At 36.1% G+C, this 24943-nt stretch carries 26 protein-coding genes and 1 tRNA gene; 14 read left to right on the top strand and 13 right to left on the bottom strand.

Annotated features, from left to right (window positions below; genetic code table 11):
- Positions 1-68: 68 nt before the first annotated feature.
- From NCC77_RS13415 to NCC77_RS13425, 3 genes are all read left to right on the top strand, one after another.
- On the top strand, positions 69-1238 hold the full coding sequence (locus NCC77_RS13415) for a zinc-dependent alcohol dehydrogenase (protein ID WP_250836029.1): 1170 nt from the start codon (positions 69-71) through the stop codon (positions 1236-1238).
- Between the two features lie 111 nt (positions 1239-1349).
- Positions 1350-3542, top strand: coding sequence for a hypothetical protein (locus NCC77_RS13420; protein ID WP_250836030.1), 2193 nt, complete (start codon positions 1350-1352; stop codon positions 3540-3542).
- Positions 3543-3670: 128 nt separating this feature from the next.
- Positions 3671-3961, top strand: coding sequence for a hypothetical protein (locus NCC77_RS13425; RefSeq protein WP_250836031.1), 291 nt, complete (start codon positions 3671-3673; stop codon positions 3959-3961).
- Between the two features lie 80 nt (positions 3962-4041).
- On the opposite strand, the gene NCC77_RS13430 is transcribed toward NCC77_RS13425, so the two are convergent.
- The 4 genes from NCC77_RS13430 to NCC77_RS13445 all read right to left on the bottom strand — a co-directional run bounded on the left by NCC77_RS13430 (position 4042) and on the right by NCC77_RS13445 (position 6274).
- The gene (locus NCC77_RS13430) at positions 4042-4782 is read right to left on the bottom strand and encodes a transporter (protein WP_250836032.1); all 741 of its coding nucleotides are present in this window, start codon (positions 4780-4782) and stop codon (positions 4042-4044) included.
- 102 nt (positions 4783-4884) lie between these two features.
- Positions 4885-5556: an SRPBCC family protein gene (locus NCC77_RS13435; protein ID WP_250836033.1), complete on the bottom strand. Its 672-nt coding sequence runs from the start codon at positions 5554-5556 to the stop codon at positions 4885-4887.
- Between the two features lie 199 nt (positions 5557-5755).
- The gene (locus NCC77_RS13440) at positions 5756-6103 is read right to left on the bottom strand and encodes a hypothetical protein (protein ID WP_250836034.1); all 348 of its coding nucleotides are present in this window, start codon (positions 6101-6103) and stop codon (positions 5756-5758) included.
- An 18-nt stretch (positions 6104-6121) separates the two neighbouring features.
- Positions 6122-6274, bottom strand: coding sequence for a hypothetical protein (locus NCC77_RS13445; RefSeq protein WP_250836035.1), 153 nt, complete (start codon positions 6272-6274; stop codon positions 6122-6124).
- Between the two features lie 340 nt (positions 6275-6614).
- Between NCC77_RS13445 and NCC77_RS13450 the strand changes: the two genes are divergently transcribed.
- The 5 genes from NCC77_RS13450 (at position 6615) to NCC77_RS13470 (ending at position 10301) form a co-directional block, all read left to right on the top strand.
- Positions 6615-7199, top strand: coding sequence for a YciE/YciF ferroxidase family protein (locus NCC77_RS13450; protein WP_250836036.1), 585 nt, complete (start codon positions 6615-6617; stop codon positions 7197-7199).
- A 247-nt stretch (positions 7200-7446) separates the two neighbouring features.
- Entirely contained in the window at positions 7447-7713 is a 267-nt protein-coding gene (locus tag NCC77_RS13455; RefSeq protein WP_250836037.1) for a hypothetical protein, read from the top strand.
- 372 nt (positions 7714-8085) lie between these two features.
- Positions 8086-8343: a hypothetical protein gene (locus NCC77_RS13460; RefSeq protein WP_229351007.1), complete on the top strand. Its 258-nt coding sequence runs from the start codon at positions 8086-8088 to the stop codon at positions 8341-8343.
- 759 nt (positions 8344-9102) lie between these two features.
- Positions 9103-9489 (top strand): response regulator, encoded by a 387-nt coding sequence (locus NCC77_RS13465; protein WP_250836038.1) that lies wholly within the window; start codon positions 9103-9105, stop codon positions 9487-9489.
- 305 nt (positions 9490-9794) lie between these two features.
- Positions 9795-10301, top strand: coding sequence for a response regulator (locus tag NCC77_RS13470; protein WP_250836039.1), 507 nt, complete (start codon positions 9795-9797; stop codon positions 10299-10301).
- 300 nt (positions 10302-10601) lie between these two features.
- Here the strand turns inward: NCC77_RS13470 and NCC77_RS13475 are convergent, their stop codons facing one another.
- On the bottom strand, positions 10602-10952 hold the full coding sequence (locus NCC77_RS13475) for a winged helix-turn-helix transcriptional regulator (protein WP_250836040.1): 351 nt from the start codon (positions 10950-10952) through the stop codon (positions 10602-10604).
- Positions 10953-11023: 71 nt separating this feature from the next.
- Between NCC77_RS13475 and NCC77_RS13480 the strand changes: the two genes are divergently transcribed.
- Positions 11024-11950: an NmrA/HSCARG family protein gene (locus tag NCC77_RS13480; RefSeq protein WP_250836041.1), complete on the top strand. Its 927-nt coding sequence runs from the start codon at positions 11024-11026 to the stop codon at positions 11948-11950.
- 393 nt (positions 11951-12343) lie between these two features.
- Here NCC77_RS13480 and NCC77_RS13485 read toward each other — a convergent pair whose 3' ends face one another.
- Positions 12344-12892, bottom strand: a complete 549-nt coding sequence (locus tag NCC77_RS13485; protein ID WP_250836042.1) for a TetR/AcrR family transcriptional regulator — start codon at positions 12890-12892, stop codon at positions 12344-12346.
- 218 nt (positions 12893-13110) lie between these two features.
- Here NCC77_RS13485 and NCC77_RS13490 point away from each other — a divergent pair, with 218 nt between their 5' ends.
- Both NCC77_RS13490 and NCC77_RS13495 read left to right on the top strand, forming a co-directional pair.
- Complete coding sequence (locus tag NCC77_RS13490; protein ID WP_250836043.1) at positions 13111-14169, top strand: NAD-dependent epimerase/dehydratase family protein; 1059 nt, start codon at positions 13111-13113, stop codon at positions 14167-14169.
- 18 nt (positions 14170-14187) lie between these two features.
- On the top strand, positions 14188-14613 hold the full coding sequence (locus tag NCC77_RS13495) for a DUF2141 domain-containing protein (RefSeq protein WP_250836044.1): 426 nt from the start codon (positions 14188-14190) through the stop codon (positions 14611-14613).
- Positions 14614-15016: 403 nt separating this feature from the next.
- Here NCC77_RS13495 and NCC77_RS13500 read toward each other — a convergent pair whose 3' ends face one another.
- The 6 genes from NCC77_RS13500 to NCC77_RS13525 form a co-directional block, all read right to left on the bottom strand.
- The gene (locus NCC77_RS13500; protein ID WP_250836045.1) at positions 15017-15943 is read right to left on the bottom strand and encodes an alpha/beta fold hydrolase; all 927 of its coding nucleotides are present in this window, start codon (positions 15941-15943) and stop codon (positions 15017-15019) included.
- A 163-nt stretch (positions 15944-16106) separates the two neighbouring features.
- Positions 16107-16598, bottom strand: coding sequence for a cupin domain-containing protein (locus NCC77_RS13505; RefSeq protein ID WP_250836046.1), 492 nt, complete (start codon positions 16596-16598; stop codon positions 16107-16109).
- 2 nt (positions 16599-16600) lie between these two features.
- Positions 16601-17335 (bottom strand): pirin family protein, encoded by a 735-nt coding sequence (locus NCC77_RS13510; RefSeq protein ID WP_250836047.1) that lies wholly within the window; start codon positions 17333-17335, stop codon positions 16601-16603.
- A 62-nt stretch (positions 17336-17397) separates the two neighbouring features.
- Positions 17398-18000: an isochorismatase family protein gene (locus NCC77_RS13515; RefSeq protein ID WP_250836048.1), complete on the bottom strand. Its 603-nt coding sequence runs from the start codon at positions 17998-18000 to the stop codon at positions 17398-17400.
- Between the two features lie 147 nt (positions 18001-18147).
- Positions 18148-18729, bottom strand: a complete 582-nt coding sequence (locus NCC77_RS13520; protein ID WP_250836049.1) for a Crp/Fnr family transcriptional regulator — start codon at positions 18727-18729, stop codon at positions 18148-18150.
- Positions 18730-19115: 386 nt separating this feature from the next.
- Positions 19116-19189: transfer RNA gene (locus NCC77_RS13525), tRNA-Arg, on the bottom strand.
- 114 nt (positions 19190-19303) lie between these two features.
- Here NCC77_RS13525 and NCC77_RS13530 point away from each other — a divergent pair.
- Positions 19304-19816, top strand: coding sequence for an adenine phosphoribosyltransferase (locus tag NCC77_RS13530; protein ID WP_250836050.1), 513 nt, complete (start codon positions 19304-19306; stop codon positions 19814-19816).
- Positions 19817-20058: 242 nt separating this feature from the next.
- Here the strand turns inward: NCC77_RS13530 and pheT are convergent, their stop codons facing one another.
- Complete coding sequence (pheT, locus tag NCC77_RS13535; protein WP_250836051.1) at positions 20059-22479, bottom strand: phenylalanine--tRNA ligase subunit beta; 2421 nt, start codon at positions 22477-22479, stop codon at positions 20059-20061.
- A 274-nt stretch (positions 22480-22753) separates the two neighbouring features.
- Between pheT and NCC77_RS13540 the strand changes: the two genes are divergently transcribed.
- Together NCC77_RS13540 and NCC77_RS13545 are read left to right on the top strand one after the other, a co-directional pair.
- The gene (locus tag NCC77_RS13540) at positions 22754-24259 is read left to right on the top strand and encodes an aldehyde dehydrogenase family protein (RefSeq protein ID WP_250836052.1); all 1506 of its coding nucleotides are present in this window, start codon (positions 22754-22756) and stop codon (positions 24257-24259) included.
- A 234-nt stretch (positions 24260-24493) separates the two neighbouring features.
- Positions 24494-24868, top strand: coding sequence for a DUF779 domain-containing protein (locus NCC77_RS13545; protein ID WP_250836053.1), 375 nt, complete (start codon positions 24494-24496; stop codon positions 24866-24868).
- Positions 24869-24943: the final 75 nt, after the last annotated feature.

Raw genomic sequence — 24943 nt, forward strand, 5'->3', positions numbered from 1 at the left:
AATTCTGTAAGAATAAGTTCTTTATTAATAGTTGTTTAGCTTTCTATTAATCTTAAAATAAGAGAACTATGAAAGCAGCAGTTATACACGGTCCTGGATCTATTAAATATGATACAGTAGATGATCCGATTTTAAAAGCAAAAGATGATATTATACTCAAAGTAACTTCCACAGCTATATGCGGATCTGATCTGCACATTTATTCGGGAGGCTTTCCGCAGCCAAGACCCATGGTTTTAGGACATGAATTTATGGGTATCGTAGAGGAAGTAGGGTCTGAGGTAACCCATTTAAAAAGAGGGGATAGAGTAGTAGTTCCTTTTCCGATTGCCTGTGGAAATTGCTTTTTCTGCAATCATGATGTTCCTGGAAATTGCGAGCACAGTAATCCCGAGCATTATGGGCCCGAAGGAGGAATACTGACAGAAAAAGGCGGTGCGCTTTTTGGCTATACCGATTTGTATGGAGGTTATGATGGAGGCCAGTCGCAATATGTAAGAGTTCCGTATGCTAATTATGGACCAAGAATTGTACCTGAAGATCTCAGTGATGAGCAGGTTCTATTTCTAACTGATATTTTTCCAACAGGATATACAGGAGTAGATTGGGGAGAAGTGAAAGGCGGCGAAACGGTAGCCATTTTTGGTTCTGGCCCAGTTGGAATCATGGCGGCTAAAAGTGCTGTTTTACGAGGGGCGGCACAAGTTATTGTAGTGGACACGCTGCAGTACAGACTAGACAAAGCAAAGCTTAGCACAGGCTGCACAACCATTTTGTGGGAAGACGGACCGAAAGATGTAGTAGAACAAATTCGTTCTTTAACTCATGGGCGTGGCGCCGATGTGTGCATTGATGCTGTAGGTTTTGAACCAGACCGAAATTTAGGTGACAGAATCAAAGCCACCATTAATTTTGAAAAAGGATCTATCAAAGTTTTAGAAGCCTGTATGAGCGCTGTACGAAGAAGCGGAATCGTTGCGGTTTTAGGTGTATATCCGGTTAATTATGATAATTTTCCGTTAGGGCAATTTTTCGATAAAGGTATAGTGTTAAAAGGAGGACAGGCTCCAGCTCATAAACATATCGATAAGTTGTTGGAATATGTGGTTCAGGGAAAAGTAAAACTGGATGATATTATCACTCATAGGCTGCCATTATCGGAAATTGCTCATGCTTATGATATTTTCAAAAAACGTGAAGACGGCTGCGTGAAGGTAGTTTTAGATCCTTGGAAATAGACTTGAGATTAGTTTTTCTAGCGAATTTTGGAATAAATTCTCGGATATGACAGACCTGGCAGGATATAATTTCTGTATTAAAAAATATTCTTTTAAACCCACCCATCACTTATGCATACAATTTCACCGTGGGCTGCAACCGTGCACGCCGATTTAGAAAACAGCGCCGTAATTTGGGAGAAGGAATTCCAAAACTATACTTTTCAGGTATTTAATACCGGCGATTCAATATGGATCGTGGTGACATGGCCAAATAAAGGACAAATGGCTTTTCGTCCTGCTTTTGGTATGAACAGCTGCTTTGAAGTCACCAATTTATTTGATGACGGACAGTTACTTGTGATTAATTTACAGACGAGGCTGGGGCAGTACGAAGTTCAGATTTCCTTTCCGAACGATAACGCTCCGCTGCTGCACTATACAACATCATTTAAAACAAATCAGCCTTTAATGATTCCTTTCTGGCCACGCGACATTATTCCGCTTACCCAAAATGGAAGTGTCGAAAACACAAATGGCAAAATTTACATGAATCAAATCGGTGCTCGCTCCGGTATACTTTTCGCCAGTATGACCAAACCTAAAACAGGTTCTTTTTTCTATTTTCAGGATTTGGGTTCTATGAGTGCCTATTGTGAAGCTACAGAAACCTCGTTGGCAGAAACTGTAGGCGGGTCATGGCCGGAAATAGGATTTAAATTACCCGTATTAGAAAATAAACCGCTTCCGTCAGACCAAGCTTATACAATTTCTGATGCTTATGTTCTTTTTTCAGCGGATGCTGTTGAAAATGAAATTCAGCAGACTACACAATTTTTAGACAATCTTGCAGAGGTGTATCGTTTTTTACCTCATCCCGAAGTGGAGTATCATAACTGGCCTGAAATTACAGAAAATTGTCTTCAGGATATTTTTACGAATAAAGGCTGCTGGACCCAGACAAAGGGAATTCCATACCTCAATGCTTATTTATGCGATTATGATACGCCTGCAGAAATTATGGTGCAGCTCGCGATATTAGTTCCTTTAAATGAACTAAAAAACTGGACTTGTACAGAAACTGATCCAGTGTATAAGGATCTGCTTAGCGGATTGGATGCCTTTTATGATCCACAATTAAAAACTGTAAACCGCTGGCTTCCTCAACTAAAGGACGAACTTGATAAATCGGAAGAACAAAAAAAGGAAATGGTTATGGATTCCTGGTATCTGCATCATCCGCTTATGAACCTTGCAAGGCTTGTACTCATGGGTGAAAAAAAAGTAAAAGAATTGGTTTTACAGTCTGTTGAATATGCCATTAAGGTAGCGCATCATTTTGATTACCAATGGCCGGTTTTCTATAAAATGGACACCTTAGAAGTCGTAAAAAAAGAAACAGCGCCTGGTAAAGGCGGTGAAAAAGATGTTCCGGGATCGTATGCTCACTTAATGCTGCTGATGTATAGACTTACAAATGAAAAACGCTATTTTAATGAAGCGGAAAAATCAGTTAAAAAACTGATGGGGCAGGGATTTGATATTTTTTATCAGGCCAATATTACTGCTTTTTCTGCTGGAGCTCTTTTAGAATTATATAAAATTACGAACAAGCCCGAATATTTACATTTAAGTTATGCCTGTCTGGCAGGACTTTTTAAAAACATGCAGATTTGGGACTGCCAATATGGGTATGGCAAAAATTATCATAATTATTTTTCTATATTTCCGCTCAATGAAGCGCCCTACACCGCTGCTTATGAAGAAATGGAAGTGTATGCAGCACTTTCTGAATATCTGATACAATCGGAATCTGTAGAAATACTGCCGTCATTAAAAATTTTAATTCCTGAATTTCTAAAATATGCCGTGAGCCGATTCCCGTATTATTATCCGACAATGCTTCCCGAGGAAATGCTTTCTGAAGACGTTAAAACCGGTGAAATTGTAAAAGATTTATGGATTCCGCTTGAGGATCTTTATACAGGATGGGAGAAAAGCGGGCAGGTGGGGCAGGAGGTTTACGGTGCTGGACTTGGCTTTGGCGTAATGACCAGACAATATCATAAAGTGAAGGATGAAGATTTTTTATTGTTTGCAGATTATCCATTAGTAAATTATAAAAAATCAAAAAATACGGTACGGTTTACTGTTTTAGGCAGTGCCGAATTTGACTGTAATTTCAAAATACTATTTCCTGAGAATAGCAGTACAGTCAAAATAGATGTCTTTCACAATAAAAAACGCATTCTACCTACGGCGAAAAGTAAAATTTTACTAGAGTATAAAATTACAGGAGATGGTATATTGGAAATTGCTTGGTAATTAATCTGAAAAATATTTCTTCGATTTAGATACTTGCATCGAAAAGTGTAAGATTTTAGATTAATTGTGTAAAAACGGCTTTAGCTGCAAAGTTATATTTATAAATATACAAACTAAAAATTAATATTATGAAAAAGCTATTTAAAACCGCAATGCTGATTGCGTTCTTTGCAATTATTCTTTCTTGTAAAAAGAATGAATCAGCTGCTGAGAATGATTATAATAGCACTGCAGATTCTACTTCTATAACAGTAGATACCATTGGGCCTGGTACAGACAGTACAAAGGTTACTGGTGCGGGAACAACCGGAGCAACAGGAGAAGGATCAACCGGATCTGGAGCTGCGGGTACACAGCAGGAAGGAACAACAAATGTAAAAACCGATTCAACTGCAGCAGGTAACAATAATGGCAGATGATAACTGCCCTGGGTTGATTATTTAATGTTTGTAAACCTGCGGTATTTGCTGGCCGCAGGTTTATTTTTTAGAGCCTTTGACTAGATTGTAAAGGACAATCCCAGTTCTGCGAATTTTTCAGAATTGGTATGCATAATTCCTGATCCTGTGATAAAATCTAACTGTACCTTTTTACTAAGTACATAAAGCACTGCCACATCTGCTGTATTTTGAGCATGATGATGCGATTCTGTAAGTCCGTAAAGTTCTGCAACCAGTTTTATCTTTTTAGTCAAAGCATAATCTCCTGAAATTGTATAAATATATTCTGGTTTAGCCGTGTCAGAAAGCCAATGCACGCCGAGGTTATAACCCAAATGGGCTGATTTTGATACTGAATATTGTGCCAGCAGTCGAATTTCGGGACTGTATTTCTGCTCTTGCAGCGAATGATCTGCCATCCACGGAATGCTTACACGAGCCAATAAACTAATATCAGGAACTATTCCTTTATGGTCAATAAGATGATATTTAACTCCAAATGTTACGGGTTTAATTCCTCGTGAATCTTTTTCCTGATCATGATCTATTGCGAAAGCACTTTCAATTCGAAATTCGGCATTTTTAAAAATACCATATCGCAGTACAATTTCAGGAATCTCGTATGTTTTTTTGTCTTCTTGCTTTTCAAACGAAAAACCGCTTTCTACCTGTATATGATGAGCCGAAATCGTATTTGGGCTTTCAGTTTCATTTGGTCTGTCGGTCTGTATCTGCTGAGCCGAAACAGTATAACTAAAACAAAATAAACCCGCTGCTATTATTTGTGGAAGTAATTTCATGTTTTAATAGTAAATTTTCTGAATCATTTTTAATAAAAGCATAAAATACCTGCAGAAAATATACTGCAGGTATTTTTATTTGTTTTTTGAAGTAATTATGAATTATTTAGATTCAAGATAATCCTTCAGATTAGCAATATCATTTTTTACTAATTTTTCAAAATAAGGGTTTAATAATTTCGCCGCACTTTCGCCTGCAATACCAAGTGGCGCATGATAAGAAATCGTGATATCAAGTTCAGTAGAACTCCCATTATCTTTAAATTTTACTTTTCCTGCATTTCTAATGGTAGAACCCTCAACAGAATTCCAGCTCAAAAGCCTGTCTTTTCTGTCTTTTACAATTCGGGCTTTCCAAGAAATGCTTCCAATTCCAGCAGGACCTTTAGCAGTCCATTCAGAGATATTTGAATCGATGGTTTTAACAGATTCTAAATGACTCATAAATTTTGGAAGGTTTTCCAAATTGTGCCAAAAAGCAAATACTTCCCTAACCGGTTTATTAATAACAGAAGTAAATCTGATATTTACATTTGACGCTTTATCATTCATCAAATGCCCAGCAGCATCATAAACGGGGCAATACCCTGAAATTCCTCTTAAAAGCATGGCGCCGCCTGCACCCGCTTTAGTTATGCTTTTGTTTTTATTGGTTAGTCCGCTATATAAGAGATACGCGCCGCTTGTTACCATTAATACACGTTCTAGTGTTGATACGTTTGTTTTAAGCGCCATTTTTGAAGTTCTATTTGCTAATGTTGAAAGAGTTTCCATACTATTGTTTTTTTTAGTTTTTATAATAAATTTAAATTGTCTGCTGTTTACATTTTTATAAACAATTAAAATTAAATACTTAAAAATGTTTTTACTTACAGCATTTTTTATTTTCATTACACAATTGATTGTTGTGTTTATTTAGTTAGTCAATGAATAAAAAAACCGTCTGAACTTCAGACGGTTTAAGCAGTGTTTTTTAAAGCGATTTATTGATGTCGCTTTGGGTGTAGTCATTGTCCGAATCCAACTCCGAATCATCTTCATCACTGGAAATAAAATCATCTTCGTCTTCCAGATCATCCTCATCTTCGAGATCATCCTCATCATCTAACTCATTAGAATCATATTCCTTCTGATTATCATCCAGATTAGCTCTTTTAGTATAATCGTCTTGTTGATTAAAATCAGAATCCTTATTTTGCAGTTCATCGTTAGATTCAGTACTATCTACAGAAGTAGTATAATCTTCATTTCCAGTTCTTGTTTCGTCTTCTTGAGAATACGAGTCACTTTGACCGTAGTTTTCTCTCTCATCTAAACTCATACTCGTTTTTTTTTAAGATTATTTTTTATCTGTTGCCTTTTTATTGTCTGCTGTGTCTTTTTTAGTATCAGCAGCCTTATCTATGCTTTTTGAAGCAGTTTCTTTCTTATCAGTTTTTTTATCTGATGCTTTTGCACTATTAGTGCTTTTTTTATTGTTTGAAGTACTCATGATAATATAGTTTTAATAATTAATATACTGGTAAATGTAAGGGTGTGATATAGCTCTATTTTACACTAAAGCTTTTTGTAATTGTATAATTACCAGTTTGTTATTAATATTTACATTACTTTCCGTGCTTCAATGTTTAATCTACTCAATATACTTCATTCCGCTGAACCCATTTTTAAAGTCTGATGATAAGCTTACTTTTTATGATCTATAAATTCGCCGATATTTGTAAAATAATTCATGTAATGATGCTAATCTTACAAATGCCTGCCATAATTATGTAAAAATCGCCCTATGTCTTCCGCTACTTTTGAAATCATTAATTATTTAAAAAAACATTATGAAAGCGACAAACACAAAAGACACTGCTAAAAAAGCAACGACCACAGCATCTAAAGGAAAAACGGTAAAAGCTAAATCGTCTGCAGCCGAAGGATTAAGAGATTTATTTGTAGATTCTTTAAAAGATATCTACTGGGCAGAAAAAGCATTAACAAAAGCATTACCAAAAATGGCTAAAAACGCAACTTCAGAAAATCTAATTACGGCAATCAATGAACACTTGGCTGTAACAGAAGAGCAAGTAAGCAGATTGGAACAAGTCTTTGAAATAATTGGAGAAAAAGCTGCTGCAAAAAAATGCGATGCTATGGAAGGTCTAATTAAGGAAGGAGAAAGTATTATGGAAGAAACGCAGCAAGGTCCAGTAAGGGATGCAGGAATTATTGCTGCATCGCAAAAAATCGAACACTACGAGATTGCAACTTACGGAACTTTGGCAGCGTTTGCCACAACTTTGGGAGAAGAGCAAGCCGCAGCATTATTGCAGCAGACATTAGAAGAAGAAAAAGAAGCAGATACTATTTTAACTGAAGCAGCTTATAATACCATTAATTTTGATGCTTCTGAAGAAGATGAGGAATAAATATTCCAAAAAAATAATTAAAAGCCTGTAATTCTACAATAGAGATTACAGGCTTTTTTTTGCTCTATTGTCATGCTATAATTTTTTTGTTAAAAGTACCCTATATATGCGTTTATTTTGAATGATAATGGTAATCATATAATTAATACATAAGGTTTTATAAATAACTGAATACTAAGTGTGCAACATTTGCAACAGAACAAAAAGCTATTTGTTTCTATCATCTTATTATTTAAACTATTGAATTATGAAAAATTTATTTTTAACCTGTTGTATGGCATTATCATTTGTCTATGCATCAGCGCAGACTACTCCTGCGAAAACAAAGTCTACGACTAAAACAGATTCTACTTACAACAAGAAAAGTAAGCATGGTTCTGAGCATAAATCGGGCAATAAAAAAGGAGACACGATTACTAAACAGCGTTCTAACAAAAAGAATGGTGCTACCCCTAAAACTGAAACGTCGCCTCCTCAACGAAGAGATACTCTTAACGGAACAACAAGACCGTAATATATCTTTGTTTATTATTTAATTTAAAGCCTATTTTTTGGAAAAAATAGGCTTTTATTTTTAATGCTGTTGAGGCAGGTTTCAATGCATCTCTATCAAGTTCTCATTATTGAATTCATCATCTCTTAGGTTTTCATTACCCAATTTTTCATTACCAAGTCCATCAGTTTTGAATTCTTCGCTGAACAGATTTTACAATTTATAAATGACTTGGTAAAATCCTTGCAAGTAATTTTTGAAATTTAAAACTACTTTTAATTGTTTGATGATTAACGTGTTAGTATTTAATGTTATAACTTAAGAGTTGAATTCTGTAAAAACCCTCTGTACTGATGTTCTACTTTTCCAATTATTAATTTTAAACAAAATGTTATGTCATTTGAAAATCAAAACACAGAAGGAGCTACGGCAAAAGCAATCGAAGAACAAACTTCAAAACTGCCATCAGATTTATTTTTATACGCTGCACTTGCTGCAATGGGAACGTCATTAACCTTAAAATGTTTAGGCAGAAAGCATACTGCACTATTTGTAGGACAATGGGCATCACCGTTTTTATTACTTGGAGTTTATAATAAGCTTGTCAAGTTAGAAGGACATGATGCCGAAGACAAAACAGTAAATGGGTAAGTTTTATGGAGGAGTATAACAAAACCTTTAAAATATCTTATTCAAAATGATAAAGCTGCCTTCACTTATGTTAAGGCAGCTTTATTTTTTTACTTAAATTTAATCACTGATCTATTTAAATTTGTTGACTATAAAATACGTTATATAGCTTGCAAATGGGTCTAACCTGCATAGTTACAATATCGTATCTTTTGGGTTACAATAAGCAAAATAACACACTCATGGCAATATCTTCCGCTTCAAGCATTTCTAATTTTTTGATTTTTTCTTCTTGCTCCTTTATGGGATCACGCTGCATATCACTGGTAACAGCACCAGGTTCAATAAGCGAAACTTTTATTCCAAACTCATTAATTTCTTTTAGCAGAGAAGTACTGTATCAGTTAGTTTTTAATAAAATTTGATAATCCTTACTTCTTATTCTATGCTTTTGTTTGATGAAGTTGTTTATGTTTGAATCCTGTAATGCGTAAATCGTATTGTGTAAGATGCAGCAGTGAGAGTGATGTAATTTTGGGAATAGTCAAAAATTAAAACATTCTGACAGTTGCTACTAAAAAACGAGCGGCTTTTTGGAATTATATAAAACAAAGATCTACATAAAATTATTAATTGAAAATTTCTGTTTAATAACTGTCTGATCTCTATTTTCTAGCACAGGTGTTTTTAAAACAATACAACTTAAAAAATACCGAAATTAAACTTTCATGTTCAGTGAAATTAAAAGCGGTTAGATAATAACTATAAATAATATACGCCATGTTATATAGAAATATACTGCTGATTGACGATGATATTGATGATGCCGATGTGTTTATCGAAGCCATCAATTCTCTGGATAAAAATGTTACCTGCCTGGCAGAAACAAATCCCATTAAAGCTTTAGAGTTTTTGAAAAGTACAAAAATCCTGCCTGATCTTATTTTTTTAGATTATAATATGCCTGTTATAAATGGGAATGAATTTATAGAAAAAATGAGAGCGGTCGAAAAGCTCAAACCCATTCCGGTAATTATATATTCCAGCTATTCCGAAAATGCGGCTGCGCAATTGTCGATTATTCATGATACGGAGCGGTATATTAGTAAACCCAATACTTTTACAGAGCTGGCGGCATTGCTGAAAAACATACTGGAGGAGCAATAAATCTGTATTGGAAAATTTCAATTTTACTTTCGGCAGTACGGCAAATAGTAAAAGTACTATTGATCTTTTCACTTCGAGAATATCTAAGATTATTTGGACAAAGTTATTTTGTCTGTTTTTCAAAAACATTTATCTATTATGAGCGTTATGAGCGAAGAAAAATAACCGCAAACGGTCCTTTAGGATTTCACCATTTTGCAAGGTCTAGACCAGATACTAATCTGTTCCTGTTTTAAAGAATATTGCTTTATTGAAATCTTTTAAGCATTTATATAGTACTTTTGGAACTTATAAAACCCTTCAAGATGATAAGTTCTGATAATTACCGCCCAGCCGCTGAAGACTTAAATGAAAAAGAGCCTGTAAAAATTATACTGGCAGAAGATGATAAAGACGATCAGGAATTATTCATTGATGCCCTGGATGAGGCAGAGGTCCACTCTGAGGTAACGACCGTTGAAAACGGGCAGCAGCTCTTGGATGTCTTAAAAGATAAATCACAGCCCGACCCCGATATTATTTTTATAGATATCAATATGCCCGTCAAAGGAGGCAAAAAGGCGCTGGAAGAAATAAAGGGAGATAAACACCTTAAAGATATTCCTGCCGTTATGCTCTCCACCTGGAGCCATCCTGAGGATGTTGAAGACGCCTTTGATAAGGGGGCGGACCTTTATGTTCAGAAGCCGAATTCTTTTGACGGCTTTGTGCTGCTGCTAAAGAAAGTCTTTTTTCTCCATTGGACAAAAGCTTTATTGAGACCGGTTTTAAGTTTATTTTTTGTTTCGGAAAAGAATATCGGGAAAGAGTAGAGAATCCCTTTTTAGTCTGCGTATTTTAATCAGGCGTGCTTATATAATTGATTTGACAAATTTAGTTTCAGGCTGCTCAGGGAACTTTATAAAACTTCGGGCTGTCGAAAACGCGGTCTGTAGTATCCAGGGGTAATTTTATATAATATAATTTTTTTTTAGAGCTCTTCCCGCTATACGTTCCAATCTTTTGTACCGAACACTGGCACAAAAGGATTTCCACTGCACACGAGCCAAGCGAACTGGCGAAGCAATCGGAGCTAGGAAATGGCGGAAGTTTTGTCTTTTAAAAGCTATCAATCAGTCCTCCCGGATTTTATCACGGTGGTTTTTACCCCATTCAATCATTTCGGAGATCATATTGTGCAGCGTATCGCAGTACATAGAAGCTGTGTACTCCACAGTAGGAGGTGAATCGTCGTACACCCTGCGTACAATGAGCTTGTTAAGTTCCAGTTCTTTAAGTTCCTTCGACAGGACCTTGCTTGTAATGCCCGTCACACTGCGCTGTATGTCACGGAATCGGCTGTTACCCTGGTGTACAGCTGTCAATATGGGCAGTTTCCATTTCCCGCTTATCACATAAAGAGCATCTTGCAAATGTCTGATCTGCTGTGCATTTTCGGTATTATCTTTTTGTATATCTGGCATCCTTTAGGTAACTGGTATCTTTTGTAAACCAATTAGGGCGTAAATTTACAAAAAATTTAAATTACAAAAATATGAAAGATAAATCATTAATACTGGTAGCTGGCGCGGCAGGTACTCAGGGAGGAGCAGTTATTGACGCATTACTGGCTAAAAATATAGCGGTGAGGGCTATTGTGCGAAATAAAAACAGTGAAGCTGCAAAAGCACTTGCCGCAAGGAATGTTGAATTAGCTGAAGCGACGTTCGATGATTTAGAAAGTCTGACTGAGGCTGCTAAAGGTGCAACAGGCGTATTCTCGATGCAGATGGGATCTCATCCTGGCAATAAGGGAGAGGAAACTAGACATGCAAAAAATCTGGTTGCTGCAGCAAAAGCCGCTGGGATTCAGCAGATAGTTCACACCTCTGTTGCTCGCGCGGGAGATCACCAAAACTTTGTGGACTGGGATAAAGGCAGATGGGAGCCACTGTACTGGGAAGAGAAAGCTGCAGCCATAAACGCTGTTAAAGATGCCGGATTTGCCTTCTGGACAATCATAAAACCTCCGTTTATTATGGTGAATCTGCTTCCTCCAAAAAATGAATGGATGTTTCCTACTATTTCACAGGGTAAAATAATGAGCCCGACCAGGCCAGATACAAAAATAGACTGGGTATCCCCTGAAGATATTGGCCGTTTTGCGGCTGAGGCATTTTCAAACCCCGAGAAATTCAACAAAAAAGAATTCGCGATAGTGGGAGATTCACTTACAATGGGAGAGGTTGCAGATGCGCTTTCAAGCGTTACTGGTAAGCAATTTGAGGCCATAAGCATAACAGATGAGCAAGCCGTAGAAAGCGGATTGTTTAAATGGGGGACCGAAGCTTTTATCTGGCAGAATGTTGAAGGGTATAAAGTTGACCCTCAGGAGACAGCAGAGTTTGGAATACAGCCCGAATCGCTGAAAACCTTTTTGGAGCGAAATAAATCGCTCCTGCTGGAAGGATATTCTTTTTAAGAATAGTTACTTACAAAGGTTTTAAGTACCAACAAAAAATATACCTCTAAATTCAGTTGATTTTAGAGGTTTTTAATTCATTTTAGTGAAAAAAGATAAGCTTTAAATTTGTGGTAAAAATGTGGAAGTTGGTAAATGTAATACTTGACGAAAAAGTTAACAAAAAGGAAATAAAGATGTCTCAATTAGGCATGAATGTATTGGTCAGATTAGAAAAAGAACTTAAAAAAGATAAAAAAAGTATCATATTTAGATCTTTTACTTCCAAAAATGCAATCCTATTTTCAGGTCATCAGTTGAAAGGAAGATTTATCAAATCGTTTTTAAAATCCATGGTACTTGTTTATTTTTCTTTGACAGATTCGATTATGAATTAGTAGCTTATAAAAATTGCTATAATTTATTGAGTTTATTGACCAGATAACTTATTATTTGTGCAATACTTTCGGCAGGAATAGAGAAATCATTTTCGATCCAATTTTTGATGACAGCAATACTTCCTTTTTCACCAAATTGGTATGCCATTTCAGCAAAAGGCTTTACTTCGGCAGTAAGTTCTATTTGGTTTTCAACTGGAAAATTATTGCGAACACTTCTCAGGATTCGCGACAGAATTCCGCTTCCATCCGCTTGGGTAAACACAATTTTACTCATCTGCTTATCGCTTTCCAGTAACTGGCAGCTGAGCAGTATCACATCATCCATATTGGTGCTTTTACGCAAAACCGCTGAGAGTTTTTCAAAAACATCATCTTCTATTTCAAGCAGTATATCCAGCGGAATATTATAATGTCGATAAAATGTATTGCGGTTGACATCGGCAGTTTTACACAGTTCGGTTATAGTAATTTCGCTCAATTTCTTCTCGTTCAATAAACAAAATAATGCCTCATGCAATATTTTTTTAGTATACTGAACCCTTCTGTCTTTTCTTAAATCCATCACAAATTATTTTATATACGCTACAAAAGCATTAGTCTTTGTTCGCTAATGTACAGTAACATCCTTTTTTGAAACTGTAAATACATTCTTCCTTATTAGTTTTACGTAGTAATCAAAAAGGGACACAACGTTAAATATAGAACATATTGTATAACAAATATAGCTTTTTCATCAAAATTTAAATGGATTGAAAAGGACAAATGTTAAATAAAAAAAAAATGGAAAATAAGATATCACGAAAAAAAATACTGCTGACCGGTGCATCTGGAACTGTAGGATTAGAAACCTTACAGCATCTGGTTGAGCATACGGATTATGAAATAACGGTTTTTGATTTAAAAACCCAAAATTCGGTAAAAAAACTGGCTCCTTTTCGATCTCGTGTAGAGATTATGTATGGCGACATCAGCAATAGAGAAGAAGTACTAAAAGTTGCCCAAAATAAGGATGTAGCTATCCATTTGGCAGCGGTCATTCCACCACTTGCAGATATAGATCCGGAGATGGCTTACAATGTCAATGTGAGAGGGACCGAAAATCTTATCTACGCTTTAGAGAAGAACTCACCGGATTGTTATTTGATTTTTAGTTCCAGTATTTCAGTTTATGGCGATCGGATGAAGAATCCCCAAATAAGTATCACTGATATTTTGCAGCCAAGTCCCGGTGATCAGTATGGAGAAACAAAAGTGTTGTGTGAGTCGTTGATTAGGAAATCTAAATTATCATGGAGTATTTTTCGTCTGGCTGCCATTATGGGGAATCATAAGATATCCAAATTGATGTTTCACATGCCGCTGGATACGCCAATGGAAATCTGCACGCCAAAAGATACGGGCAGAGCTTTTGCTAAAGCAATTGAAAACCAAAAAAAACTAGAGAAGCAAATATTCAATTTGGGAGGGGGAGAGGATTGTGTTATTACTTATGGATCTTTTCTAGACAAAATGTTTGCTGAATTTGGCTTAGGCGAAGTTAATTTTCCACAAAAGGCGTTTGCAGAGAAAAATTTTCACTGCGGAATTTTAAAAGATGGTGAAGATTTAGATAATATTCTGGGTTTTCGACAGCAAAATTTGAATGATTATTTCGAGATGGTCCGTCAGAAAATTCATCCTCTCCAAAAAAAAATCACCTTCATTTTTAAAAGTATTATAAAAAAATGGCTGCTCTCACAGTCAGAACCCTACGAGGCTTTTAAAAAAGGGAATGTAAAAAAAATGAATCACTTTTTTAACCAATTAGAGAAAGAGAAGCTAGAAAATGTTCTATTGTAAATCCTAAAAATATTACTTATGAAAATTAAAATGATAAGTTTGATAGTACTTTTAACAGTTAATTCGGCACTGTTTGCACAACATAATTTCAGCGTTGAAGTATCGGGCGTAGAACCCGGCAAAGGACCTGTTTTTTTCGGATTGTACGATAAAGAGAAAGGCTTTCTTGATAATGAGTCGCAGATTGCCACCGCAAAAGTAAAAGCTACAGAAAATAAAGTGGTCTACACGTTCAAAAACCTACCAGATGGCGATTACGCTATTGCTGTTTATCAAGACTTGAATAATAACGGAAAATGTGATAAAAATATGATTGGTTATCCTACCGAAGGATTTGGATTTTCTAAAAATTATAAACCAAAATTCTCAGCACCTAATTTTGATGATGTAAAAATTGCAATTAACCAGTATGCTAAAACTAGTATTGCATTGATTGTTAAATAGAAGACCCTTGCTGAGTTATTGGAATTGCATATTGTTATACTCTGCTGATCATGACTATATTAATATCTGTACAGGCGGAGTTTAATTTTCTATTAAGAATTGGGAAGGGTTAGCCTCGCCGCATTAACGTAAGTTTTTTAGTTATTTGGTTAGGTAATAAAAAAAGGCGTCAATTGTCTTCAATTGACGCCTTTTCGCTATGTGACCTCGACAGGACAAATTACAACATCATTTTTGGATGATTTGAAGAAATTGGCGTACTATATGTAATGTCTGTCTTCCAGTGGCTTTGTAAATTTAGTTTAGATGTCCCGTTGGGGATCGAAAGAAAAATGTATTAAATTTTGGATCTTATTTTGTTACTAAAATATAATAATTAGATTCACTCTATAAATTTCCGAAGTTAGAAATTAGTCAGAATGTGATGTGCTATTTCCTGTGGCTTTTCTTCAGGAAGAAAGTGACCGGCATTTTCGATTACAATTGAAGTTACATTTTCCGCTACCAGCTTGGTCATTTCGCCAACACCAGCTCCAAGTGAATATTCTCCTCCGATAGCAGTAACCGGCACTTTGATTTTTTTCTGAAGTAAAGGTGTGGTCTGATCAATAGAATCAAAGACTCCTCTGTAGATTCCAAAAGCTCCCTGAAAACCATTATTGCCAGAAAATGTACGGTAGATTTCTTCAATCTGCTCACGATCTATAACATTTTTTCCTGCAGTCATCCAATCATAGAACCAAGTAAGAAATTCACGTTCTCTTCCTGTAAACAGTACTTCAAGTGCCTTTGGAGCGTGAGGAAGTATCCACCACCACATTGGACCCATCTGGCTTTCCATGGTTTCACGGGTGAATGAAAGATGCGGGCTGAGCACCTGATCAAGCATCACTACCATTTCTATATAAAATAACGATGCAATTTCCTGCGGATGGTCAGCGCTCCATATAAGGGCAGGTGCGGCTCCCATATCGTGTGCTGCCAGTGTAATAGGTTTTCCTTTTCCAAAATCCAGCTTTTTCACTAAAGCCCTGAAATCCTCACTGATTGTGCGGGCATCATATCCGATAGTACCTTCCGGTTTATCAGAATCCCCATATCCTCTCATATCAGGAATTAAAACGGTAAGTCCTGCATCAATAAGAATTGCTGCCGCTTTTCTCCAGGAGCTTGAAGTACCTAAAAAGCCGTGCCATAAAAGAATAGGGCTGCCTTCAGGATTACCTCCTATAAAATAATTAATTTTAATTCCGTTAACTTCTGCTGACCCGCCTACAAGCTCATTGCTTAAATTACCGGGTTCTGCCGTATTTTTATCTATATTTTCCATTTTTATTCTTTTTTAGGGCAGTATGTTACAATACATTCTAAGGACAGACAATAGTTTGTGCACGGCAATAGAAGTATTGCAGGAATTATCCAGTGCTGATTTTAAGCAATCAGACCGCTGGAAAAACCTGTCCGCAACTTTTTATATTAATTGGATTGAACTGCTATCCTAAGTAATCAGGAGCATATGTTCTCTGGCCGTATTTCTGGTCCATCTCTTTTAAAAATTCTTTCCGTTTTTCTGTGAGTTCAGGAACGGGCAGGAATTCGCCGGCTTTTACCGGAATTCCTATTTCATGAAACAAGTTTTCCAGTCCTGCCGGTACTACCGTACAGAGCAGTCGCGCATAATTTTTTGAAGTATTTTTAAAGCAGTGCACGGCGCCGCCAAAAGGGATATTTATGAATCCGTCCTGCGCTACAAGCTGTTTTCCTGCTTCAGTTTTAAATTCCAGTTCCCCTTCCAGGACATGAAACATTTCCTGGGTGTCAGGGTGGGCATGCGGAGGCGGCCCTCCTCCCGGAGGCACTATCATTTCAATAACGGCGTAATTGCCATTGGTCTGTTCACCAGATATTATAATTCTGTAATTGCCGCCTGCAACTGCCAGACGTTCTCCTTCATTTTTACTGATAATGCTGATAGTATTGTCCATAATTACATTTGATTTCCACTGTACATTCCGCCCTTGAAGATTTCTCCCTGTTCATCTGTGAAGAACAAGACCAGTTCAGCATCCTCTGAAGCTTGTATCGAAACAGGCTCATCTTTAAAGACGATGCATTCTTTTTTCTTAAGATCTATACTGCTGTTTACCTGTACTGATCCCTGAAAGACATACAAAAGCGCCGTAAGGCCGTTTTTTGGAAGCTGGGGAATTTCAGAAGTGCTTCCCTTAAGAAGTTTCATATCGTAAATCCAGGTCTGGCTGCTGAATTGAAATTCAGTTTCAGGATTTGGAGACCCGATAATACGCCAGCTGTTTTCGCTATGAAGGTCTTCCAGTTCCAAGAATACCACTTCGGGGTTCAGGTCTTTTTTACCCGGACGGATAAAAATCTGAAGCCCTTCCATTGTCTGCTGCTGACCCATAATTTTTTCTTCATGGAAAAATGATTTTCCAGCTTTCATCAGCATAAGGGTTTTTCCGCCTATTACCTTTACAAATCCTTCTGAGTCGCTGTGTTCTGCTTCCCCTGTTCTGAAATAGGAAAGAATTTCATCATTGATGTGCGGATGCATCTTGATAACCGTATTGGAATTTATTTCGGGATGGTCAATTCTTCCTATGCTTCCTATTCCGGTATCGGTGCTTGAAACGGCAGAACCCGGATAAAGAATCTTTATCGGACCGTGACCCAAAAACTGGGAGCTGTTTATTTTCTGTATCATAATAATATTTTTAAAGAAGCCGGATATCTAAATATCCAGCTTCGATTATAAGAATCTATTAATTAAGAGAACTGTCCTACTTTAGACATAACTTCTTCAAAAAGGATCGGAAGCACTTTTTGACCGTCCTCTGTTGCCCAGTTGTGCACCATTTCAGAAATTATCTGGTTGATTGTTGTAGTTCTTACACCTTGGCTTTCCCAAGTCTGCTGTGCGATATCATCAGCAATTTGTGAAGGAGATCCTCCTGCATCAAGTACTACCTGAACATTAAACCCTTCTTCCTGCATTGAAATTGAAGGCCACACAATACATACATCATTAGTAAGGCCTGCCATGATTACGTTTTTTCTTCCGCCAGCTGCTTTTAGAACAGCATTTTTAAAATTCTCGTCATCCCATGCATTTGTAATTCCTTCTCTTTTTACTCTCTCTGCATACTCTTTAGGAAGCAGATCCTGTAAATCCTGAATTAAAGGTCCTTGTGCATGATCTTCCTGGCTGCTGGTAAGCACAACGGGAATGTTTAAAGCTGTTGCAAATTTAGCCAAAGCTCTTGTTCTGCTCACGATCATTTCGTGAGGTCTGTTTGCTGCAAAATTAAGTGTGCCTGTTTGATGATCAATTAATAGCATAACGGTATCATCTTTTGTAAACTGTTTCATTTTTCTAATGTTTTAAATGTTGTTCTAAATTTTAAAAATCTTTGTTACTGATTTATAAGGCAAATTTATTGCGGCCATAGAACAGAAAACGATGACATTTGTCAATAAAGAACAATAGAAGAACTAAAGCAGGGCAGGATCTTAATTTTATTTTTGGAATAGCTTACTGCGCACGCGGCTTAAAGTTTCCTTGCTGATACCTAAATAAGAAGCAATGATATGCTGGGGAAAGCGCTGTACAAAATCAGGGTAGCTTTTGAGTAATTGCTCATATCTTTCCATGGCGGGAAGGGCAATGGAATTGTTTAATCTTTTTTGGGAAGCTATGAAACTGCTCTGGTTCATTTTCCAGAACATTTCCTTAATTGTAGGTATTTCAAGCAGACGCTGCAGATCATCCGCTTCCAATATTAGAAGTTCTGTATCTTCCCATGCATCAATATTATATACCGATGGTGTTTTCATAAGATAACTTTCACGATCCACCATCCACCAGTTTTCAAGAGCCAGCTGAATGATATGCTCATTACCGGCGCTGTCAATGCTGTATTGTCTCATAGCGCCTTTTATTATAAAACCTGTATACTGGCAGATATTTCCTTGTTCGAGGAATAACTCCTTCTTTTTTAATTTGGCAGGTTTGAGTGCTGATTTAATTAATGTTTCATCTTCTACTGTAAGAGGAGATTCACTGTATCTGCTAATGTAGCTGAAAAGCTGGTTATACATAGATTTAAATATTTTAAATAAAAGTACGACAAAATATTTTTTTAAGAAGCATGATTTTTGTTATTACAATTAGCATTGGAAAAAGTGCTGATTGATCAAAGTTAAAGCAGTTATAAAACGATTACCAAAATCACTGCAATGCTTGTCCATTAGTAAAAATAAAGTCATAATTATCAAAAACTAATACTACATCAATTAGAAACAAACCAGCTCTTGGAGAGAATATCTAGAAGGATTATGAAAAATAAAACACCAAATCTTTAATAGATTTATTGTAATTATATATAAGATTGTACTTTAGGAACGGCTCAAAAACGAGTCAATATTGCTATAAGGTAATAAAAAAATGGCGCCAATTGTTTTCAATTGGCGCCATTTGGCTTTTGTGACCTCGACTGGATTCAAACCAGTAACCTTCTGAGCCGTAATCAGATGCGCTATTCAGTTGCGCCACGAGGCCTTTTTGTTATCAATTAGCTATTTTTTTGTAGCTTTGTTGATTGCTTATTGCGGGTGCAAAGATAGACATAAATGTGAGATATACAAGAGAAAAATAACAGAAAAATAAAAAAAAATGCAGATTAAAAATTATATACGTGATATTCAAGGGTTTCCAAAAGAAGGAATTTTGTTTAAAGATATAACACCTTTACTAAATGACCCTGAAGCACGAACAAATTGCTTAAAAATTTTGGTAGATTCTTTAAATGATCAAAAAATAGATAAGGTTGTTGGTGCCGAATCACGTGGCTTTTTCTTCGGAATGTTATTAGCGCAAGAGTTAAATGCCGGATTCGTTCCCGTAAGAAAACCAAAAAAGCTTCCGTTTGACACCATTTCTGCTTCTTATGAATTGGAGTATGGAACTGATAGCCTCGAAATGCATACCGATGCTATTAAAAAAGGCGATAGAGTTTTAATTCATGACGATGTGTTAGCGACTGGCGGAACCGCAAAAGCAGTTTGCGAATTGGTAGAGCAATTAGGTGGCGAAATTGTACAGTGTAATTTCTTAATGGAGCTGACTTTTCTTAACGGAAGAGAAAAAATAAAAGAGTATCCCGTTTTTGCTGCGCTAACATACTAATAGAAACGAAAAAAAAATCTCGTGCAGTAAAAGGTTTAAGTCTAATTTCGCCTTTTATTACGCATTTAAGGCTAGAAAATAGTAAAATCATGATTCAGATTTAAAAAGAAGATAAAAGCCAAACAAAGTACCCGGTTTGGCTTAACACAATTTTAAACGTCCTGAAACCTGAAACCTGAAACAAAATAAAAAACCCGACAATTCATTTTGTCGGGTTTTTTATTTTTGAAGTAAGAAAGAAATTATCTTAAACTTGCACCAAGTTCAGTTTCGAAAGTCTGCTGTAATTTAGACATGATTTTGTCGATTTGAGCGTCGGTTAATGTTTTAGTATTGTCTTGAATAGTAAAACTCAAGGCGTATGATTTTTTTCCTTCTGGTAGTTTGTTTCCTTGATAAACATCAAATAGATTAATGTCTTTTAAAAGCGCTTTTTCTGTTTGTTTTGCCAAGTTGAAAATGCTTTCGTAAGTCGTTTTTTCATCGATTAGTAAAGCCAAATCTCTACGAACTTCCGGATATTTAGGAATTTCAGTATACTTAATTTTTCCTGTAATGATTTTTAAAACCAAATCCCAGTTAAAATCTGCGTAATAAACGTCTTGCTTAATTCCGAAATGCTTCAAAATAGGTTTTTTAACAACACCCATTTCAACCAAAATATCGTTGTTGTAGGTAATTGCTGTTCCTTCAGAATAAATATCAGATTGAACAGGAGCGTTACCGATTTTTTCAATTCCTAAACGAGATAAAATTGCTTTTACATATCCTTTCAGCAAGAAGAAATCTGTTGTTTTTTGCGGATTTGTCCAGCTTTCTTTGTTTCTGTTTCCAGAAATCAATAAAGAAAGGTGTTTATGCTCTTCGTAACCGTTTAAATACTTATGATATGTTTTTCCGAATTCAAATAATTTTAAATCTGAATTTTTTCTATTGATATTATATGAAACCGCTTCCAATCCAGAAAATAATAAAGACTGGCGAAGTGTTGCTAAATCACTACTCAACGGATTCAACATCGATACATTGTGCTCTTCTTTTAATGAAGCAGATAATTTGGCGTAAGCAGCAGTCGTCAATGAATTAGCCATCATTTCGTGGAAACCTTGAGAATTCAACTGAGAAGCAATTACGTTTTGTACTTTGTAGTCTTCTGTTCTTGGCGAATTTGCTACTGTAGCATTAAATTTCTTAGAGAAGTTAATGTTATTATAACCGTAAACTCTCAAAATTTCTTCGATTACATCAATTTCGCGCTGAACGTCTACACGATATGCAGGAATCGTTAAACCTAAACCAGTATCAGAAACACTATTTACTTTAATGTCTAAAGAAACCAAGATTTTTTTGATCGTATCTTTTGGAATTTCTTGTCCAATAATTTTAGAAACATGGCTAAAATTCAACAAAACAGAGAAATCTTCTACTTTTTTAGGATAAACTTCTACAACATCAGAAGTGATTTTTCCGCCCGCAACTTCCTGAATTAGAAGCGCTGCACGTTTTAAAGCGTATTCTGTAATCGTTGGATCAATTCCTCTTTCAAATCTAAAAGAAGCATCTGTGCTTAATTGGTGTCTTTTTGCTGTTTTACGAATGCTTACTGGATCAAAATAAGCACTTTCTAAGAATATAGAAGTAGTTCCTTCAGAAACTCCAGATTTTTTTCCTCCGAAAACTCCAGCAATACAAAGCGGTCCTTTTTCGTCACAAATCATTAAATCTTCTTTGTGAAGTGTTCTTTCAACATCATCAAGAGTAACAAATTTAGTTCCTTCTGCAACGGTCTTTACAATAATTTTTCCGTTGATTTTGGCAGCGTCAAAAGCGTGTAAAGGTTGTCCTAATTCATGTAGAACATAATTAGTAACGTCAACAATATTATTTTTTGGAGTTAGACCAATAGCTTTTAAACGGTCTTGTAACCAGCTTGGAGATTCGTGTACAGAAATTCCAGAAATAGTTACACCGCAATATCTTGGAGCTAAATGATTGTCCTCAACATTTACGTCAATTTTAAGCGTACGCATGTCAACTCTAAAATTGCTTACAGAAGGCGTAATCAATTCTACATTTATACCACGTTGTAGCATTCCTGCTCTTAAATCACGAGCAGTTCCATAATGGCTCATTGCATCGGCACGGTTTGGTGTTAATCCGATTTCGAAAACTTCATCATTTGCAATTTGAAAAACTTCAGAAGCAGGAGTTCCTGGAACCAAATCTTCGGCCAAAACCATAATTCCGTCATGGCTATTTCCTAAACCTAATTCATCTTCAGCACAGATCATTCCGTGGCTTTCCTGTCCGCGAATTTTTCCTTTTTTAATGGTAAATTCTGCACCATCTTTATCGTATAAAACGGTTCCGATTGTTGCAACAGGCACTTTTTGTCCTGCAGCCACATTTGCAGCGCCGCAAACAATTTGGACAGGAGCTTCTAAACCAACATCAACTGTAGTAACTTTCAATCTATCAGCATCAGGATGTTTTTCGCAAGTTAGAACGTGTCCAACAACAACGCCTGCCAAACCTCCTTTAATTGATTCGTATTTTTCAACAACTTCAACTTCTAAACCTAAATCTGTTAGTAATTCAGAAGTCTGCTCAGATGTCCAATCAGTTTTAATAAATTGTTTTAACCAGTTGTAAGATATTTTCATTGTAGTTCTTTAATTCTTTGTATGAGGTTACAAATATAAGGATTGCGCGTTGGAGTAAGAAAAAATTGAGTAGTTTTTTCTAGTTGTTTTTAAATGACCGAAAAATGCTGTCTACTAATTATTTAGCAATTTATAGATTAAAATTTTGCTAAATGATTATTATAAAAGTCTAAAAAAAGCGAATGTGTAATTTTTGTGCTACAAGATGAATGAAAAGTGCTATTCTGTTTCTTTTTATGAAACTAAATTTGGAGTAAATCAAAAAAAGAAAATTATGAGTACCGCAGTAAAAAGACCTGAATTTAAGGCAAAATACGATAACTATATTGGTGGAAAGTTTGTAGCCCCAATTAAAGGAGAATACTTTGATGTTGTTTCTCCAATTGATGGAAAAGTATTTACAAAAGCAGCACATTCTGGAAAAGAAGATCTCGAATTGGCTGTAGATACTGCTTATGAAGCATTTAAAACTTGGGGAAAAACTTCGGTAACCGAAAGGAGTATTTTGCTAAACAAAATTGCACAAAAAATTGAAGACAATCTAGAATATATTGCAGCAGTTGAAACGGTAGACAACGGAAAACCAATTCGTGAAACTCTTGCAGCTGATATTCCCTTAGCCATTGACCACTTTAGATATTTTGCTGGCGTAATTCGTGCAGAAGAAAGTTCGATAGCAGAATTGGATTCGCAAACTGTTTCTATTGCGTTAAGCGAACCTCTTGGTGTTGTGGCGCAGATTATTCCGTGGAATTTCCCGATTTTAATGGCAGTTTGGAAAATTGCTCCAGCTCTCGCAGCAGGAAACACAATTGTTTTAAAACCAGCAGAAAGCACGCCAATTTCGATTATGGTTTTAATGGAATTAATTGGTGATATTCTTCCTCCAGGAGTTCTAAATATTGTAAATGGTTTTGGTGCCGAATTAGGACGTCCGTTGGTAACCAATAAAAAAGTGTCAAAAGCGGCATTTACGGGTTCTACTACAACAGGACGTTTGGTAATGCAGTACGCTACAGAAAACATTATTCCGGTTACTTTAGAATTGGGTGGAAAATCTCCAAATATTTTCTTCCCGTCAGTAGCAGATCACGATGATGATTTCTTTGACAAAGCGGTTGAAGGTGCTGTATTATTTGCTTTAAATCAAGGTGAAATCTGTACTTGTCCTTCTAGGCTATTAATTCACGAAGATATATACGACAAGTTCATCAAAAAAGTAATAGAAAGAACTGAAGCCATTATAGCTGGAAATCCGTTGGATAAATCGACTATGATTGGGGCTCAGACTTCGATTGTGCAGAAAGAAAAAATCATGTCTTACATTAAATTAGGAAAAGAAGAAGGAGCAGAGGTTTTAACTGGAGGAGATGAAAATAAATTAGGAGGCGAATTAGAAGGCGGTTATTACATTAAGCCAACTTTGTTTAAAGGTCACAACAAAATGAGAATCTTTCAAGAAGAGATTTTCGGGCCAGTTTTGGCGGTCACGACTTTTAAAACTACAGAAGAAGCGATCGAAATTGCAAACGATACGATGTATGGTTTAGGGGCTGGAGTTTGGACTCGTGATGTGCACGAAATTTATCAGGTTCCAAGAGCAATTCAGTCCGGTCGAGTATGGATAAATCAATATCATTCTTACCCAGCAGGTGCTCCGTTTGGTGGTTACAAACAATCTGGAATTGGTCGTGAGAACCATAAAATGATGTTGAGCCAATATCGTCAAACCAAAAACATGCTGATTTCTTATGACAAAAAGAAATTAGGATTTTTCTAAAGACTAACTATCAAAATCCTGGAGTATTCTTAGGAAAAAGTTAGCGGAATGTATGGGGCGTTAAATGAAAATTTAATGACATTAAGCAAGCTCACTCCAGGCAATTTTGATTTGAAAATATTCAATAGAATCGAATTACTGTTTGGTTGAAAGTAAAACATAAATAGTTGGTTATGTCAAAGCAGTAAATTTCTTCATAGAGTTTACTGCTTTTTAAATTTTAATGATAAAAAGATGATTAGACGAATTGATGCCACAGAAAAAGCTATAGAATTAATAAAGGTTCTAAAAGAAAGACACGGTGATTTGATGTTTTACCAAGCTGGTGGATGCTGCGAAGGTACACAACCGCAGTGTTTTGAAAAAGGTGGCTATTATCAGCGAACTGGAGATGTTTGTATTGGTACAGTAGAAGATGTTGAATTTTGGGTAGACAAAGATTTATTTGAATATTGGAAACACGCACATTTTACCTTAACCGTAATTGATGCCTTTGGAGTAGGAGGTTTTTCGTTAGAAACCCCATTAAAGAAAACGTTTCAAATAGAATATCGCATTTTCACTCCCGAAGAAGAGAAGGATTTGGAACCGGTTTTTAGGATTGAATAGTTTTTTTGTTTCAAGTTTCAGGTTTCAGGTTTCAGGTTGAAAAACTTAGAATCTCAGTATCTCAGAATCTTAGCA

The sequence above is a fragment of the Flavobacterium tyrosinilyticum genome (assembly GCF_023656565.1).
Taxonomy (GTDB): Bacteria; Bacteroidota; Bacteroidia; order Flavobacteriales; family Flavobacteriaceae; genus Flavobacterium; species Flavobacterium tyrosinilyticum.